Genomic DNA, 16,491 nt, shown 5'->3' on the forward strand with positions numbered 1-16,491 from the left:
GCGGTTACGTAGATGGTTGTTTGCCCTGTGCCAGGCCCGTTCAGGCCAGTGCATCAAACAGTAAGAACACCCTAAATCTACTGTGGGAGCGGGCTTGCTCGCGAAGGGGCCGTCACATTCAACATTAATGTCGACTGACACTCCGCCTTCGCGAGCAAGCCCGCTCCCACAGGGTTACGCGGTGGTTTGAAGCGAACTGTTTTTGCCGTCGGGGACGACCCTGGCGCCTAACGAAAAACTGCGGGACGGCCCGCATCCCAAGTCGAGGCTGATGCGCTATCGCCTCCGGGGGTTATGCCATGTTCGAAAAAATCCTGATTGCCAACCGTGGCGCCATTGCCTGTCGCATCCTGCGCACCCTGCGTGAGTTGCAGGTCCAGGGCGTTGCCGTTTACTCCGAAGCCGATGCCGCCAGTTTGCACATCCTGCAAGCCGATGAAGCCCACAGCCTCGGTGAAGGCGCAGCCACCGGCACCTATCTGGCCGTCGAAAAAATCCTCGCCATCGCCAAATCCACCGGCGCTACGGCGATCCATCCCGGCTACGGTTTTCTCTCGGAAAACGCCGCGTTCGCCGAAGCCTGCCAAGCCGCCAACATCGCCTTCATCGGCCCGACGCCAGAGCAGCTGCGAGTGTTCGGCCTCAAACACACCGCGCGCGCCTTGGCCAAGCAACACGGCGTGCCGATGCTCGAAGGCACCGAGTTGCTCGACAGCCTCGACGCGGCGCTGATTGCGGGCGAACAGGTCGGCTACCCGGTGATGCTCAAAAGCACCGCCGGCGGTGGCGGCATCGGCATGCGCGTGTGCCGCAGCGCTGCCGAATTGAGTGAATCCTTTGAAGCCGTCAAACGCCTCGGCCAGAACAACTTCAGCGACGCCGGGGTGTTCATCGAAAAGTACATCCAGCTCGCCCGACATCTGGAAGTCCAGGTGTTCGGCGACGGCCAGGGTGAAGTGATTGCCCTCGGCGTGCGCGACTGCTCGGTGCAGCGCCGCAACCAGAAAGTCCTCGAAGAAACCCCGGCGCCGAATCTGCCCGAGGGCATGACTGAGGAGCTGTGTGCCGCGGCGATCAAACTGGCGAAAGCGGTAAATTACCGCAGCGCCGGCACCGTTGAATTCGTTTTCGACAGCGAGGATCAGCGTTTCTACTTTCTCGAAGTGAACACCCGTTTGCAGGTGGAGCACGGCGTCACCGAGCAAGTCTGGGGCGTGGATCTGGTGCGCTGGATGGTGGAACTGGGAGCCGGGGATTTGCCGCCGTTGAGCGAGTTGAGCCAAGGTTTGGAAGCCTGCGGCCATGCGATTCAGGCACGGCTTTATGCGGAAGATCCGGGCCGCGAATTTCAGCCGAGCCCGGGCTTGCTGACCGCTGTGAACTTCCCAGCCGCCGATGGCAAACACCTGCGCATTGACACGTGGGTCGAGGCCGGTTGCGAGATTCCACCGTACTTCGATCCCATGATCGCCAAAGTCATCAGTTGGGCGCCGACCCGTGAAGAAGCCCGCGCCGATCTGCATCAGGCGTTGGGCGACACCCAGCTCTACGGGGTGGAAACCAACCGCGATTATTTGCGGCAGATTCTGCTCGATGTGCCTTTCGCCAGCGGCCAGCCGTGGACCCGTTGCCTGGAAGGCTTGGTGTATCAGGCCAACACGTTTGAAGTGCTCAGCGCCGGCACTCAGACCAGCGTTCAGGACTATCCCGGCCGCCTCGGTTACTGGGCAGTGGGCGTGCCACCGTCGGGGCCGATGGACAGTCGTGCGTTGCGTTCGGGCAACCGTCTGCTGGGCAACGATGAAGGTGCAGCGGCGCTGGAAATCACCATGAGCGGCCCGTTGCTGCGCTTCAATTGCGATGCGGTTGTGGCGGTCACCGGTGCGGTGATTCCATTGACGCTGAACGGTGAACCCGTACCGATGAACACCGCGCTGCGGGTTCCGGGGGGGGCGACATTGAGCCTCGGCACGATTGCCGGTGCAGGCGCCCGCAGCTATCTGTGCCTGCGCGGTGGCCTTCAGGTTCCAGATTATCTGGGCAGCAAAAGTACCTTCACCCTCGGCCAGTTTGGCGGGCATGGTGGTCGCGCCTTGCGAGCTGGTGATGTGTTGCATATACCGACCTTGAGCGACCGCAGCGCGGGTCAACAACTGGAAGAAAAACAGGTCACCGCGCTACCTGCGGCGCGGCAGATCCGGGTGATCTACGGCCCTCACGGCGCGCCGGAATACTTCACCGAAAACTACATCGGCACCTTCTTCGCCACCCAGTGGGAAGTACATTTCAACTCCAGCCGAACGGGTGTGCGGTTGATCGGGCCGAAGCCTGAATGGGTGCGTGCCGATGGTGGCGAAGCGGGTCTGCATCCGTCGAATATCCATGACAATCCGTACGCCATTGGTGCGGTGGATTTCACCGGTGACATGCCGGTAATCCTTGGTCCCGATGGCCCTAGCCTCGGCGGTTTTGTCTGCCCAGTGACGGTGATCGAAGCCGACCTTTGGCAGCTTGGGCAACTCAAGGCTGGGGACAAAGTGCAGTTCCTCCCCGTCGACCTGAAGACCGCCCGCAACCTCGCCTTGAAATGGAATACCCCCTGTGGGAGCGGGCTTGCTCGCGAAAGCGGTATGTCAGACACATCAATGTCGACTGACATGCCCTCTTCGCGAGCAAGTCGAATCGTCACACCGCCACTCCCACAGGGGATTGAGTCGCCTGTGGTGTTGGATTTGGGTCAGGACGATACGCGGCTGGTGGCGAGATTGTCTGGGGACACTCATCTGCTGCTGGAAATCGGCGCCCCCGAACTTGACCTCGTCCTACGCTTCCGCGCCCACGCCCTGATGCAAGCACTGGAAAGCCAAAACCTGCACGGCGTCATCGACCTCACCCCAGGCATCCGCTCGCTGCAAGTGCACTACCAACCTGAACAACTGCCGCTGGCCGATCTGCTCGGCATCGTCGCCGGCGAATGGGACGCCGTGTGCGCCGCCAAGGACCTGCAAGTGCCCTCGCGCATCGTCCATCTGCCGTTGTCCTGGGACGACCCGGCCTGCCAGCTGGCCATCGAAAAATACATGACCACCGTGCGCAAGGACGCCCCGTGGTGCCCAAGCAACTTGGAGTTCATCCGCCGCATCAACGACCTGCCAAACCTCGACGAAGTGCAGCGCACGGTGTTCGACGCCAGCTACCTGGTGATGGGCCTGGGCGACGTCTACCTCGGTGCGCCGGTCGCCACGCCGCTCGATCCGCGTCATCGTCTGGTGACCACCAAGTACAACCCTGCCCGCACCTGGACCGCGGAAAACTCGGTGGGCATCGGTGGCGCCTACATGTGCGTGTACGGCATGGAAGGCCCTGGTGGTTATCAGTTCGTCGGCCGCACGTTGCAGATGTGGAATCGCTATCGCGAGGTCGCCGCATTCGATGGCAAACCGTGGCTGCTGCGCTTCTTCGATCAGATCCGTTTCTACCCGGTCAGTGCCGATGAGCTGCTGCGCATTCGACGGGATTTCCCACTCGGGCGCTTCGATCTGAACATCGAGCACAGTCAGCTGAATCTGGCGGATTACCAAGCCTTCCTGACGAAGGAAGCCGAGAGCATTGCCGCGTTTCGCGATCAGCAAAAAGGCGCGTTCAACGCCGAACGCGAGCGCTGGATCGCCAGTGGCCAGGCGCATTTCGACAGTGAAGAACTTGTCCCGGAAGTGACCGAAGACGCACCGCTGGCCAGCGGTCAACAGAGCGTCGACAGCCACATCGCCGGCAACCTTTGGCAGGTTCAGGTTGAAACCGGCAGCCGGGTCGCCGCCGGTGATGTGCTGGTGATTCTGGAGTCAATGAAGATGGAAATCCCGCTGCTCGCACCCATGGCCGGAGTGGTGCGCGAGATTCGCGTGCAACCGGGTTCGGCGGTGCGCGCCGGACAGCGCGTCGTGGTGCTGGAAATCGACTGAACCCATTTTGAAAAGGATTACAGCCATGAACATCAATCTGCAACTCGACGCCCTGCGCAGCGCTTATCGCATCGGTAACATCACGCCCCGTCAATTGCTGCCGAGCTTGCGCGACAAAGCCGCGGCGCTGAACCCGGATTATCACCTGTTCATCCACTTACTCAGCGTTGAAGAACTGGAGCCGTACCTTGCCGCGCTCGACGGTCGCGACCCCGACAGCTTGCCGCTGTTCGGCGTGCCGTTCGCGATCAAGGACAACATCGACCTGGCGGGCATTCCGACGACCGCGGCGTGCCCGGCGTTTGCCTACGTGCCGGAACGTTCGGCGACCATCGTCGAGCAATTGCTGGCGCTGGGCGCGATTCCGTTGGGCAAGACCAACCTCGACCAGTTCGCCACCGGGCTAAATGGCAGTCGCTCACCGTATGGCGCGTGCCCGAACAGCGTGTTGCCGGAATATCCATCGGGCGGTTCCAGCGCCGGGTCGTCGCTGGCGGTGGCGCTCGGCGTGGCGAGTTTTTCCTTGGGTACGGACACGGCAGGTTCCGGGCGTGTGCCGGCGGCGCTGAACAATCTGGTGGGGTTGAAAGCCACTAAAGGATTGATCTCTACAGCGGGTGTGGTTCCGGCCTGCCGCACCCTCGATTGCGTGACCACGTTCACCGCGACTGCTCGGGAAGCCAGTCAGTTGCTCGCGCTCACTGCGCACCTTGATCCCCGCGATGAATACAGCCGCAGTAATCCGTTGTGGAATGACGGCTCGGCGTTTGGTGCACCTCGCCCCTTTCGCTTTGGCGTGCCGCGTGCTCAGGATCTGGAGTTCTTCGGCTGCCCTGAAGGCCCGTTGTTGTTTGGTGACGCCATCGATCAGCTCAAGGCGTTGGGCGGTGAAGCCGTGGAACTGGATTTGTCGCCGTTCCTTGAGGCTGCGCGGTTGCTCTATGAAGGGCCGTGGGTGGCCGAGCGCTACAGCGTCGCCGGCGAATTGATGGAGCAAAACCCTGAAGCCGTACTGCCGGTGATTCGCGCGGTGCTGGCCAAGGCACCGGCAGTGAGCGGCGTGCAAACCTTCCGCGCCCAGTACCAGCTGCAAGCGCTGAAAGCCCTGTGCGACCAGGCGCTGGAAGGCCTCGACTGCGTGCTCACACCCACCATCGGCCGCCCCGTCACGCGGGCGGAACTGGATGCCGAACCGGTGCTGCGCAATTCGGAACTGGGCTACTACACCAACTTCATGAACCTGCTCGATTACGCCGCCGTCGCCGTGCCCAGCGGTTTCATGGGCAATGGTTTGCCTTGGGGCGTGACGTTGTTCGGACGGGCGTTTACTGATCAGTATTTATTGGGTGTGGCGCATGCCTTGCAGCGTCAGCAAGGTTTGGCGACACCGCTTCCGTCGGCTGTCGCACGTAATGACCGGGCGCGATTGGTGGTGTGTGGCGCGCATCTGGATGGGTTGGCGCTGAATTGGCAGCTCAAACACCGCGGGGCTCGACTGGTCGAGACGACGTTCAGCTCGCCGGACTATCAACTGTATGCCCTGGCCGGCGGCCCGCCATTTCGTCCCGGGATGGTTCGCGTGAAGGTCGGGGGTGTGGCGATTGCCGTGGAGGTTTGGGAACTGCCGAGCCATGAGCTGGGTTCTTTTCTGACCGGTATTGCGGCGCCACTAGGGTTGGGCAAAGTGCAACTGGCGGATGGGCGTTGGGAGAGTGGGTTTATTTGTGAGGCGTATGGGTTGGAGGGAGCGGTGGATATCAGTCACTTGGGTGGGTGGCGGCGTTACCTTGCTCAATGATCTATTTCGGTGGGGCGTGTGTACGGATCATTCGCCCTGCACATAGAACAGTTATTTCCCGGCGGTGCCATTAGAATGCCTGCCATCGGGTCACTGCCAACGGAATCGTCATGCCGCTTCGCTCGCCGCTGTATTCGCAACGTTCGTTGGTCCTCACGCTGATCGCGCTGCTGGGTGCAGGTTTTCTCGCCACGTCTTTCCTCAGTTACTACGCCTCGCGAGCGTCGATCCGCGACAACATCATCAACACCGAACTGCCGCTGACGTCGGACACGGTCTACTCGGAAATCCAGAAAGACCTCGTCAGACCGATCCTGATTTCCTCAATGATGTCCCGCGACACCTTCATGCGTGACTGGGTGGTAAACGGCGAGCAAGATCCCGATAAAATGACCCGTTACCTCAACGAGGTCATGACCCACTATGGCGCCTACACCGCATTTTTCGTCTCCAACACCAGCCTCACCTACTACCACGCCAAGGGCGTACTCAAACAGGTCAAAGCCACTGAACCCCGCGATGCGTGGTATTTCCGCGTACGAGACATGGCCGATCCCTACGAGATCAATGTCGACCCGGACCTTGCCAACAAGGACAACCTGACCTTCTTCATCAACTACAAGGTCTACGACTACAACAACCGTTTCATTGGCGCGGCCGGCGTCGGTCTGACAGTCGATGCGGTGATCAAGCTGATCGACAAGTATCAGCAGCGTTATCAACGCAGCGTGTTTTTCGTCGACAAATTCGGGCGCCTGGTACTGACGGGCGCCGAGGGTGGCCCAGAGGGCGCGCGGATCGGTCGGACCCTCGGCGAGCTCGACAGCATGAAGGACCTGGTCAGCCAACTGCCCAAACCTCACAGCGGTAGCTACGAATATTCCGTCCGGGGCCAGGGACATTTCCTCAATGTGCGTTTCATTCCGGAGCTGAACTGGTACTTGTTCGTCGACAAACGCGAAGACGGCGCCCTCAGTGAAATCCGCCAGTCGCTGTACCTCAACCTCTTGATCTGCCTGATCGTCACGCTGATTGTGCTGGCCCTGCTCAACCGGGTGATCAAGCGCTACCAGGGCAAGATCCAGGCCCAGGCGATCCTCGACAGCCTGACCGAATTGCCGAACCGCCGCGGTTTCGACCTGTTGGCGGCGCAAGCCATGCACGAAGCCCAGCGCGAGCCCAAACCGCTGACCGCGTTGTTGCTGGATCTGGACCACTTCAAGGTTTTGAACGACACCTACGGTCACCTTGCCGGCGATCAGGTACTGATCGGCTTTGCACGGGATCTGGAGAGTTGCCTGCGGCACTCCGACATCGTCTGCCGTTGGGGCGGGGAGGAATTTATGGTATTGCTCAAGGACACTGATGGTGAGACCGGTCTGATGATCGCAGAGAAAATTCGTCAGCATGTCGAGCAACAGCGTTATGCCTACAACGATAAGGCCTTGCATCTGACCGTGAGCATCGGCCTGACCACCCTGCAGACCGATGACACCTTGCACACGCTGCTCTCGAGGGCCGATCATGCGATGTACCGGGCCAAGCAAGCCGGTCGTAACCGCACCTGCGTGGAAATGCCTCACTCCAGTTATGAATAACCCTATATGAATAAGCCAGATTTCTGTCCGGCCTGCGGCGCCTCCAACGACTGCACTCTGGCCGACCCGCGAACCGCCGATCGGGCCTGCTGGTGCTACGGCGTCAGCATCGACCCGGCGGTGCTCGAAGCACTGCCGCCCGAACTGCGCGACAAATCCTGTTTGTGCCCACGCTGCGCGCAAGTCGAGGCGCAGCTGTAAGCAACCGCACAACCGATCACGTAAGATACGCGCCCCTTTCCTACCGATCCCTAGTCATGCGCATTGACCGTTTCCTCAGCAACCTGCCGCGCTTCAACCGTAAGCAGGTGCGTCTGTTGTTGGTGGAAAAGCGCGTCAGGATCGACGGAAAAGTCGTCAGCGACCCTCACGCCGACGTACTGGAATTCAGCCGCGTGGAAGTCGACGATGAGCTGCTGCAAGTCGGCAAGCCTGCACGCTACTTCATGCTGCACAAACCTTCTGGCTGCGTCAGCGCCACCCGCGATACGCAACACCCGACCGTGCTCGACCTGATCCATGAACCGGACAAGGAGGACCTGCACATCGCCGGGCGCCTGGACTTCAACACCACCGGCCTGATGCTGATCACCAATGATGGCGGCTGGTCGCGACGCCTGACCCAGCCGCAAACCAAACTGCCCAAGGTCTACTACGTAGAGACCGAGCAAGAGATTGGCCCGGAATACGCTTTGAAATTCACCGAAGGCCTGTACTTCGCCTTCGAAGACCTCACCACCCAACCCGCCGGGCTGGCCGTACTCGGACCAACATCCGCACGACTGAGCATCGTCGAGGGCCGTTATCATCAGGTGAAACGGATGTTCGGCCATTTCGACAACAAGGTGCTGCGCCTGCACCGTGAAAGCATGGGCCCGCTGGTGCTCGACAGTGCCCTGAAACCGGGCGAGTACCGCGCATTACGCACCGAAGAGATTCAATTGATCTAAGCAGGCGACCACTCAGCAGAAGTTGTCGAACAATTTGCCAAAGATACTTGCGCGATGACGTGACCCCTGCTTGAATCAGGACGTCGGCCGAAATGTGACCGACTAGTCACAACATGCTTCCAAGAAACTTTTTGCCGGTAGAGAACCCTCAGGTTCCGCTTTCCCCCGGCAGACTGCCCGCCAATAACAATACCCGTCGACCGGACTGCAATGGATCGACATGGGCCTCTCAAATTCCAGGCGTATGCCTACCTGTCACAAAGCTCGTGCAATCTGATTTGCACGCATACCCGCTTGCCAGGAGTCTTATGACATGAGGCCAGAAATCGCTGTGCTGGATATACAGGGTCAGTATCGGGTTTACACGGAGTTCTATCGCGCAGACGCCGCAGAGAAGACCATTATTCTGGTCAACGGCTCGATGGCCACGACTGCGTCGTTTGCACAAACCGTGAAAAACCTTCACCCGCAGTTCAATGTGGTTTGCTACGACCAGCCCTACGCGGGCAAGTCGAAAGCCCACAACCTGCACGAGAAATTGCTGACCAAGGAAATCGAAGGGCAGATCCTCCTGGAGCTGATCGACCACTTCGCCGCCGAACACGTGCTGTCGTTTTCCTGGGGTGGCGCCGCGACACTGGTCGCCCTGGCCCACCAGCCACGACGCATCGAAAAAGCCGTGATCAGCTCGTTCTCTCCGGAGATCAACGCGCACATGCTCGATTACCTGGAGCGCGGCATCGACTACCTCGGCAGCCGGGACGGTGACCGGGTCGGCAACCTGGTGAACAGCACCATCGGCAAACACCTGCCGACACTGTTCAAGCGTTTCAATTATCGGCACGTCAGCTCTCTGGCCGAGCATGAATACGGGCAGATGCATTTCCACATCAGCGATCTGCTGCACAGTGATCGCCAGTGCTTCTTCAAAGCCGCGGAGAAAATCAACGTGCCGGTGCTGTTCATGAACGGCGAATGGGACGAGTACACCGCTGCCGACGGCGCTCAACTGTTCGGCAACCATGTGCAACACGCTACTTTCACCACCCTGCAGGCCACCGGCCACTTTCTCGACATGGAACACAAAGCTGCTTGCCGAGACAGCCGCAACGCATTGCTGGGCTTTCTGAAACCTTCGCAACACGAAAGTCGACCGCGTTATCACTACGTCCAGGACCAACATGCATTGGCCATCTGAAACAGCGTCATCGCGAGCAGGCCCCGCCCTACAGTGTAGAATGCATTCCTGTAGGAGCAAGGCTTGCCCGCGATAGACCGCCACCCGGTCTGTGTTTTGTTTCACCTGCGCTAAAGCCGTCCCACGCAAAGAAAAACTTCATTTCCACGCCCACATCTGGTACAAAGTCAGCCGCTCTGAGCGGGTGTCGTATAATGGCATTACTCCAGCTTCCCAAGCTGATAACGAGGGTTCGATTCCCTTCACCCGCTCCAATCGAATTTAGTCTCACGTCAGGAGGGTTTTGACGGGAGATGCAGGAACACAAAAACCGGTCCGTTGTGACCGGTTTTTTTGTGTCCAGGATTTGGGGTACCGGGAAATCAGACGGCAAGCTTGCGTACCCATGCCTGAATGATATGCAGTGCTATACTTTTTTATGGCTTGAATGAAGGGTGGAACTTTGCCCACGGGTACTGATACCGACTGCAAATCTCGACTGGCAGCTGCAAGACAAAGGAGGTCTACGGCAAGCACGAGATGGGAGGTGTGGCATGAATCGACACTATTACATCAGCAACAATCTCGACGATCTTGAAGCCGTTGAAAATGAGCTGGAAGCCAGCGGCATCAATTCCGAACAAATTCATGTGCTCAGTGAACACGTTGCCGATGTTGAACAACATCACCTTCACGAAGTTAACTCGTTAATGGAACAGGATGTTGTCCATTCTGGCGAAATTGGTGCAGTGATCGGTGTGCCACTAGCGGCGCTGGTTCTTGGCTGCGCCTATTGGCTGGGCTGGACCGAATCCGCCGCAGGCTGGATGCCTTTTATCTTTCTTGCCATTGTTGTATGTGGGTTCTGCATCTGGGAAGGCGGTTTTTTTGGTATCCAGGTGCCAAACACTCGCTTCCGCAGTTTTAAACAGGTGGTAGAGGAGGGAAAACATATTTTCTTCGTAGATGTCGAGCCGGATCAGGAGTCGGTATTGGACGGGGTTATCGGACATCACCCAACGCTGGAGATTGCCGGCACGGGAGCGGCAGCCCCCCACTGGGCGGTAGCCTGGCAGCACAAATGGCATCAGTTCAAGCGAGTGATATCGGGTTAGCCGCTGGAGACTGAAGGCCATCCGGAAGCTGCTCATTGGCCGAAGAAAATGACCCGGCTGAGGAAAACATAGTCCGCCTCGGTAGCCATCAGCCCGATGAGCACCAGCAAACACAACGGTGGCACCAGTATGGCGTAGACCATGGCCAACCGTTCCCAGGCCATGTGCATGAAGATGGAGACAATTAGACCTGCCTTCAACAACATGAAAGTGATAATCAGGGCCCAACGAAGGTAACCATGGAAGTGAAAGTAGTCGACCAGATACGACATCGTACTGAGGACGAATAACAGCCCCCAGATTTTAAGGTACAAGCTGATCGGATGTTGCTGACCTTGAGCATGTGCCATCACCCGTGCTCCTCTACCATAAATAGAAGAAAGCAAAAATAAACACCCACACCAAATCCACGAAGTGCCAGTAAAGCCCGGCTATCTCGACGTTCTGATAGTTCCCGGAGCGCTCATAATCTCCCCGCATTACTTTCATCGCCACAATGCTGAGATAAATGGCGCCGATTGACACATGCAGTCCGTGGAAACCGGTAATCATGAAAAAGCTCGCACCAAACTGCGCCGCCCCCATAGGGTTCCCCCAAGGACGCACCCCTTCTGCGATGAGCTTGCTCCATTCGAATGCCTGCATGCCGACGAAGGTCACACCCAAGGCAGCGGTCGCCAGCATCAGGGCAGTGGTTTTCGCACGATCACGGCGATAGGCGAAATTGACTGCCATGGCCATGGTGCCGCTGCTGCTGATCAGCACAAAGGTCATGATGGCGATCAGAATAAGCGGGATTTCTCTACCGCCGATCGTCAATGCGAACACTTCACTGGGGTTCGGCCAGGCGGTGGTGATGGTCATGCGTACCGACATGTAGCCGGTTAAAAAACAGGTGAATATAAAGGTATCGCTGAGCAGGAATATCCACATCATCGCCTTGCCCCAGGGGACCTGCTTGAAAGCCTCCTTATCCGAGGACCAGTCGCTGGCGATGCCCTGCCATCCTGCTGCAGGCGGCAAGCTGGGTGGATTGGATGAACTGGACTCGCCTGGGGCGGGTGAATGCGATGCCATGGCTTTTCACCTCAGGCCGCAGAATCTGGCGATCACTTCATAGGTTTGCGGCGTGCTGGTCAGCAGAGCGAATAGCACGAACCAAAGACCCAGTAAGTAATGCCAATAGATGGTACAGAGTTCTACGCTGGCGCTGAGTTGCGGCAACGGCACATGACGCAGGAATTTGGCGACAGTTCTGCCCCAGGCGATCAATCCGCCCAGCAGGTGAAGCCCATGCACACCGGTCAACAGGTAGAAGAAGCTGTTGGCCGGATTGCTGGCGACAAAGTAGCCCCAGGCGACAAACTGCTGCCAGACCCAGAATTGTCCCACCAGAAAGGCAATTGCAAATACGCCCCCCAATACAAAGCCAATGACCGTTGCGTCCAGTCGAGCCTGTCGCGCGGCCATGCGCGACCACTGCAGTGCGATGCAACTCAATACCAGAAAAGCCGAATTCACCCACAGCGGCCATGGATTGGCTAACGGCGCCAAGGGGTCTGTCAGGGGTAGCCAGTCGGCCATTTGTGAGCGGGCGATAAAGGCGAGCAGGAAGAGAAAGAATAACGAACTCACCACGGCCAGAAACAAGCGCAGGCCTATTCTTGCAGTTTGGCTTCTATCAGCGGCGGCCTGAATACCTTCAGGATCGCGACTCCAACTGCCGCCGGGGTCAGCGCCATCGGCGTTTCTCAATAGCATTCGGCTCATGTTTTAACGTCCGCTATCTTGGTTCCGGCACTCAGTTGCCGCATGTGCTCCAGCTCCTCGGCGGAGACTGTTTGCGGAACAAAATCCTGTTCTATCCCCGGCACACTGTAGTCATAGGCCCAGCGATGCACGACCGGCAGCTTCGCTCCCCAGTTACCGTGTATCGGCGGGGTGTTCGGCGTTTGCCATTCCAGACTGGCCGCGCCCCAGGGATTACTGCCTGCGGGCCTGCCTTTAAACACACTCCAGGCCAGGTTAAACAGGAACAGCAACTGGGAAACGCCGACGGCCAATGCGACCACCGTAATGAAGGCATTCAAATCTTGCGCCGACTGCGGGATGAACGCGTAGTTTTCATAGGCGTAGTAACGGCGTGGCATGCCCTGGAAACCCAGGTAGTGCATGGGGAAGAAGATGGCGTAGGTGCCCAGAAATGTAATCCAGAAATGCAGCTTGCCCAGGGTGTCGTTCAACATACGCCCGGTGACTTTCGGGAACCAATGATAAATGCCGCCGAACACCACCAGTACCGGTGCGACACCCATCACCATATGAAAATGAGCCACAACGAAATAGGTGTCCGAGAGCGGAATATCCACGATCACATTGCCCAGAAACAAGCCGGTCAGACCGCCGACCAGGAAAGTGACGATAAAGGCCAGGGCAAACAGCATCGGCACGGTCAGATGAATGTCGCCGCGCCACAGGGTCAGCACCCAGTTGTAGACTTTCAGCGCGGTCGGCACCGCGATGATCAAGGTGGTGACGGCGAAGAAAAAGCCAAAGTACGGGTTCATTCCGCTGACATACATATGGTGCGCCCAGACCACAAAGCTGAGTACGCCAATCGCAATAATGGCCCACACCATCATTCGGTAGCCGAAGATATTTTTACGCGCATGCGTGCTGATCAAGTCGGAGACCAGACCAAACGCAGGGAGAGCAACGATGTAGACCTCCGGGTGGCCGAAGAACCAGAACAAGTGCTGGAACAATATTGGGCTGCCACCCTGGTGATCGAGCTGCTGCCCCAGCGAGACCATCGCTGGCATAAAGAAACTGGTGCCCAACAGCTTGTCAAACAGCATCATGACCGCACTGACGAACAACGCCGGGAAAGCCAGCAAGGCCATGATCGAGGCCATGAAGATTCCCCATACGGAGAGCGGCATGCGAAACAATGTCATGCCATGCGTGCGCGCCTGCAACACCGTGGTGACGTAGTTCAACCCGCCCATGGTGGCTGCGACAATAAAAATCGCCAGTGAGACGAGCATCAGGACGATGCCCCACTCGACCCCTGGTGTCCCCTGAGAAATGGACTGTGGCGGATAGAGCGTCCAGCCCGCACCGGTGGGGCCGCCAGGGACAAAGAAACTGGAGAGCAGCACGAGTACCGCAAGCAGGTAGAACCAGTAACTCAGCATGTTGACATAGGGGAAGACCATGTCGCGGGCGCCCACCATCAGCGGGATCAGATAATTGCCGAAGCCCCCCAGGAACAAGGCCGTCAGCAGGTAAATGACCATGATCATGCCGTGCATGGTCATCGCCTGATAGTAAGTACTGGCGTCCATGAACGCCAAACTACCGGGGAAGCCTATCTGTATGCGCATCAAGTCAGACAACACGATGGCGATAAGCCCCACGAACAGAGCCGTCAAGGAATATTGAATGGCTATGACCTTGTGATCCTGACTCCAGATATATTTGGTCAGGAAACTTTTGGGTTCGTGCAGTGCTTCTGTTTCGGCATGCTCCGCATAGGCCATCACGTCATCCTCCTGTCGAAGTTTCGGTGTATTCCTGGCTGCTTTACGGCTACTTCCCTGGCTCCGCCTTGCTCGCATCAGCGTCGGTAATCGCTTTGGATTTGATAAAAGCGATCAGGGCGTTCAACTCCTTATCACTCGGAGTAAAGGCCGGCATGACGGCTGCATACCCTTTGACGATTTTGGCGCTGGGATTTAGAACCGAATCCTTTATATAGCCCTCATCGGCCTTGATACTCGTACCGTCGGCAAGGGTTTCTGTCTTGCCATACAGGCCCTGCCAACTGGGGCCGATACCCTTGCTGCCATCGACACTGTGGCAGGCCAGACAGCCGAGCGACTGAGCCAACCGCTGTCCCTGCGACGCCAAGTCATCACCTGGGCCCGACGCTTCGCTGGCAGAAGGTTCATTGTCTTGCTGCGCGGCACCCAGTGATTTGATCAGAGCGACGAGTGCGCCCAATTCATCGTCATTGAGAGTATAGGTCACCATGACCGGCGGGTAGCCCTGTACCAATCGGGCCTTCGGATCGAGGATCGACTCTTTCAGGTAGGCCTCATCGACCAGCACACTGGTGCCATCGGCAAGCTGTTCAGTGCGGCCGTACAACCCCTTCCATCCCGGGCCGAGACTGGCACTGCCATCCTGGCTATGGCAGGCACTGCAACCGAGCTTTTCGACCAACAGGCGACCTTTTTCCAGCACGCTGTCCCGACTGGGTTTGGCAGCTGTCGTTAATGTTTGCGCAAAAGTTGGTTGGCTGTTCAGCCATTGATCGAAGGCATCCTGTTCTTCCACGATCATATGGCCGCGCATGTTGTAATGACCTACGCCACAATATTCAGCGCAAAGGACTTCATACTTTCCGGTTTTAGTCGGTGTAAACCAAAAGTACGACACCATCCCTGGCACCATGTCCATCTTGCTGCGCATTTGTGGGACATAGAAATCGTGCAGCACATCTTTAGAACGCAGTAAAACTTTCACCGGTTTATCGAGCGGAAGGCGAACTTCATTGTTTATTATAAGTACATCGTCTTGCCCAACAGGATCCTTGGGGTCAAGGCCAAAGGGATTGACGGAATCAACAAACTTAATATCCGACTTGCCCAGTTTCCCGTCCTGGCCGGGAAAACGAAAGGCCCACTGCCACTGCTGGGCGACCACTTCAAGTTCATAAGCATTATTCGGCACCCGGACAAAGTCACTGTAAACAACCAGACCTGGCGCCAACATCGCGGCAATACCTACCGAGGTCACGATAATTAACCATGTTTCCAACTTTTTATTTTCTGGCTGGTAGGCCGCCCTGACACCTTCCTTGTGACGGAAACGTATCACGGCCACCGCCATGAATAGGGTGACGGCGATGAAAAATATTCCGCTAATGATCAGGGTGATGAACAGGGTGGTGTCTATTGACCCCCAGTTGGAAGCTGCCGGTGTCGCATGCCAAGGCGCAAGTATATGGAACAGCACAGATGCAATAACGATTAGTACAAGAATAATTGCCATTGCCATTTTGCTTTCATCCTATTCCTGTTACTCATCGGTATGCCTAAGCATCGCCACAGAACAACATCGTCAAATCAATACTAATCTGACGCCAAAACAGGCTGGACAAATACCACCTATCTTTGTGACAAAGTCCGCAGGAAGTATAGTTCATGGCAGGAACAAGCGCTTTTCCTGAAAAGCCCTGTTGCCTGGATATTCCAACTTCAGCAACAACTTGATCACTTGAAATCTATTCGCTATATATAACTGTAACTATTAAGCAACACATCTCGCCGGAACAACACGTCGAGCAAGCGAGGCCCGGTTGCCAGCTATAATTAGGTCTGATTACGGAAGGCAAAGATCGGCAAAAGCGCCCGCAAAGATCCTCGCCTATGCATAGCGGTCAGACAAGACGGCCAAGGGCGATAGCGTCCAGCCGTCCACAACGGAGATTTCGTCATGAGTGCCTTGACGATCGAAGGCTGGTGCAAAGTCAACGGAGAACAAAAGTCGACCCCGATGGGTGAAATCCATTTTTACGTCGATGGCCCCCTCCATCTGGGTCTGGAGCAAGCAGAAGAACGCCTGCAGAAGACCCATGAGCGTGAAGCAATGGTGGATGTCGACATGGACACACTGGAATTGCAATTGCCGGAGGGATACGCCCCCTTGTCCGACTGCCAGATGCGCGTCTATATACACAACGAGCGCGGTCAGTTCCATCTGGTCGGGCATCGCGCGAGTGATGGAAGCTTGATCTATAGCAACGCGGTTTTGATTGATCAGCTGATTGACGCCTAGCTACGACGGAATTCTCGGCCATTGGTACGCGGAAGGGACAGACGAAA

13 protein-coding genes and 1 tRNA gene are annotated in these 16,491 nt (G+C 57.4%); 9 read left to right on the forward strand and 5 right to left on the reverse strand.

What is annotated here, in order from left to right:
* Positions 1-299 precede the first annotated feature (299 nt).
* The 8 genes from uca to FQ187_RS07600 all read left to right on the forward strand — a co-directional run bounded on the left by uca (position 300) and on the right by FQ187_RS07600 (position 10,600).
* Positions 300-3,962: an urea carboxylase gene (gene uca / locus FQ187_RS07565; protein WP_149628985.1), complete on the forward strand. Its 3,663-nt coding sequence runs from the start codon at positions 300-302 to the stop codon at positions 3,960-3,962.
* Positions 3,963-3,987: 25 nt separating this feature from the next.
* Positions 3,988-5,760, forward strand: coding sequence for an allophanate hydrolase (gene atzF, locus FQ187_RS07570; RefSeq protein WP_149628986.1), 1,773 nt, complete (start codon positions 3,988-3,990; stop codon positions 5,758-5,760).
* A gap of 110 nt (positions 5,761-5,870) precedes the next feature.
* Positions 5,871-7,358, forward strand: coding sequence for a sensor domain-containing diguanylate cyclase (locus FQ187_RS07575; protein WP_149628987.1), 1,488 nt, complete (start codon positions 5,871-5,873; stop codon positions 7,356-7,358).
* 6 nt (positions 7,359-7,364) lie between these two features.
* Complete coding sequence (locus FQ187_RS07580) at positions 7,365-7,559, forward strand: cysteine-rich CWC family protein (RefSeq protein WP_008153014.1); 195 nt, start codon at positions 7,365-7,367, stop codon at positions 7,557-7,559.
* Between the two features lie 56 nt (positions 7,560-7,615).
* Positions 7,616-8,308, forward strand: a complete 693-nt coding sequence (locus FQ187_RS07585; protein WP_149628988.1) for a pseudouridine synthase — start codon at positions 7,616-7,618, stop codon at positions 8,306-8,308.
* A gap of 313 nt (positions 8,309-8,621) precedes the next feature.
* Positions 8,622-9,506 (forward strand): alpha/beta fold hydrolase, encoded by an 885-nt coding sequence (locus tag FQ187_RS07590; RefSeq protein ID WP_149628989.1) that lies wholly within the window; start codon positions 8,622-8,624, stop codon positions 9,504-9,506.
* Between the two features lie 180 nt (positions 9,507-9,686).
* Positions 9,687-9,760: transfer RNA gene (locus FQ187_RS07595), tRNA-Gly, on the forward strand.
* 279 nt (positions 9,761-10,039) lie between these two features.
* A complete protein-coding gene (locus FQ187_RS07600) occupies positions 10,040-10,600 on the forward strand; it encodes a magnesium transporter (protein ID WP_149628990.1) in 561 nt (186 codons plus the stop codon).
* 32 nt (positions 10,601-10,632) lie between these two features.
* On the opposite strand, the gene FQ187_RS07605 is transcribed toward FQ187_RS07600, so the two are convergent.
* Genes FQ187_RS07605 through FQ187_RS07625 form a run of 5 tightly spaced genes read right to left on the reverse strand, consistent with a single transcriptional unit; the run spans position 10,633 to position 15,664 of the window.
* Entirely contained in the window at positions 10,633-10,950 is a 318-nt protein-coding gene (locus FQ187_RS07605; RefSeq protein WP_149628991.1) for a cytochrome C oxidase subunit IV family protein, read from the reverse strand.
* Between the two features lie 13 nt (positions 10,951-10,963).
* The gene (locus tag FQ187_RS07610; RefSeq protein WP_149628992.1) at positions 10,964-11,677 is read right to left on the reverse strand and encodes a heme-copper oxidase subunit III family protein; all 714 of its coding nucleotides are present in this window, start codon (positions 11,675-11,677) and stop codon (positions 10,964-10,966) included.
* Positions 11,678-11,683: 6 nt separating this feature from the next.
* Positions 11,684-12,370: a cytochrome c oxidase subunit 3 gene (locus FQ187_RS07615; protein WP_149628993.1), complete on the reverse strand. Its 687-nt coding sequence runs from the start codon at positions 12,368-12,370 to the stop codon at positions 11,684-11,686.
* The gene (gene ctaD, locus FQ187_RS07620; protein ID WP_149629067.1) at positions 12,367-14,142 is read right to left on the reverse strand and encodes a cytochrome c oxidase subunit I; all 1,776 of its coding nucleotides are present in this window, start codon (positions 14,140-14,142) and stop codon (positions 12,367-12,369) included. Before ctaD ends, FQ187_RS07615 begins: the two co-directional genes overlap by 4 nt.
* A gap of 49 nt (positions 14,143-14,191) precedes the next feature.
* On the reverse strand, positions 14,192-15,664 hold the full coding sequence (locus tag FQ187_RS07625) for a cytochrome c oxidase subunit II (RefSeq protein WP_149628994.1): 1,473 nt from the start codon (positions 15,662-15,664) through the stop codon (positions 14,192-14,194).
* Between the two features lie 438 nt (positions 15,665-16,102).
* Here FQ187_RS07625 and FQ187_RS07630 point away from each other — a divergent pair, with 438 nt between their 5' ends.
* A complete protein-coding gene (locus tag FQ187_RS07630) occupies positions 16,103-16,444 on the forward strand; it encodes a hypothetical protein (RefSeq protein WP_129441891.1) in 342 nt (113 codons plus the stop codon).
* Positions 16,445-16,491 lie beyond the last annotated feature (47 nt).

Source organism: Pseudomonas sp. ANT_J28 (genome assembly GCF_008370005.1).
Taxonomy (GTDB): Bacteria; Pseudomonadota; Gammaproteobacteria; order Pseudomonadales; family Pseudomonadaceae; genus Aquipseudomonas; species Aquipseudomonas frigoris.

Bases quoted from the DNA above. Each gene is read 5' to 3' on its own strand.
- uca (WP_149628985.1), top strand. From the start codon at position 300: ATGTTCGAAAAAATCCTGATTGCCAACCGTGGCGCCATTGCCTGTCGC.
- atzF (WP_149628986.1), top strand. From the start codon at position 3,988: ATGAACATCAATCTGCAACTCGACGCCCTGCGCAGCGCTTATCGCATC.
- FQ187_RS07575 (WP_149628987.1), top strand. From the start codon at position 5,871: ATGCCGCTTCGCTCGCCGCTGTATTCGCAACGTTCGTTGGTCCTCACG.
- FQ187_RS07580 (WP_008153014.1), top strand. From the start codon at position 7,365: ATGAATAAGCCAGATTTCTGTCCGGCCTGCGGCGCCTCCAACGACTGC.
- FQ187_RS07585 (WP_149628988.1), top strand. From the start codon at position 7,616: ATGCGCATTGACCGTTTCCTCAGCAACCTGCCGCGCTTCAACCGTAAG.
- FQ187_RS07590 (WP_149628989.1), top strand. From the start codon at position 8,622: ATGAGGCCAGAAATCGCTGTGCTGGATATACAGGGTCAGTATCGGGTT.
- FQ187_RS07600 (WP_149628990.1), top strand. From the start codon at position 10,040: ATGAATCGACACTATTACATCAGCAACAATCTCGACGATCTTGAAGCC.
- FQ187_RS07605 (WP_149628991.1), bottom strand. From the start codon at position 10,950: ATGGCACATGCTCAAGGTCAGCAACATCCGATCAGCTTGTACCTTAAA.
- FQ187_RS07610 (WP_149628992.1), bottom strand. From the start codon at position 11,677: ATGGCATCGCATTCACCCGCCCCAGGCGAGTCCAGTTCATCCAATCCA.
- FQ187_RS07615 (WP_149628993.1), bottom strand. From the start codon at position 12,370: ATGAGCCGAATGCTATTGAGAAACGCCGATGGCGCTGACCCCGGCGGC.
- ctaD (WP_149629067.1), bottom strand. From the start codon at position 14,142: ATGGCCTATGCGGAGCATGCCGAAACAGAAGCACTGCACGAACCCAAA.
- FQ187_RS07625 (WP_149628994.1), bottom strand. From the start codon at position 15,664: ATGGCAATGGCAATTATTCTTGTACTAATCGTTATTGCATCTGTGCTG.
- FQ187_RS07630 (WP_129441891.1), top strand. From the start codon at position 16,103: ATGAGTGCCTTGACGATCGAAGGCTGGTGCAAAGTCAACGGAGAACAA.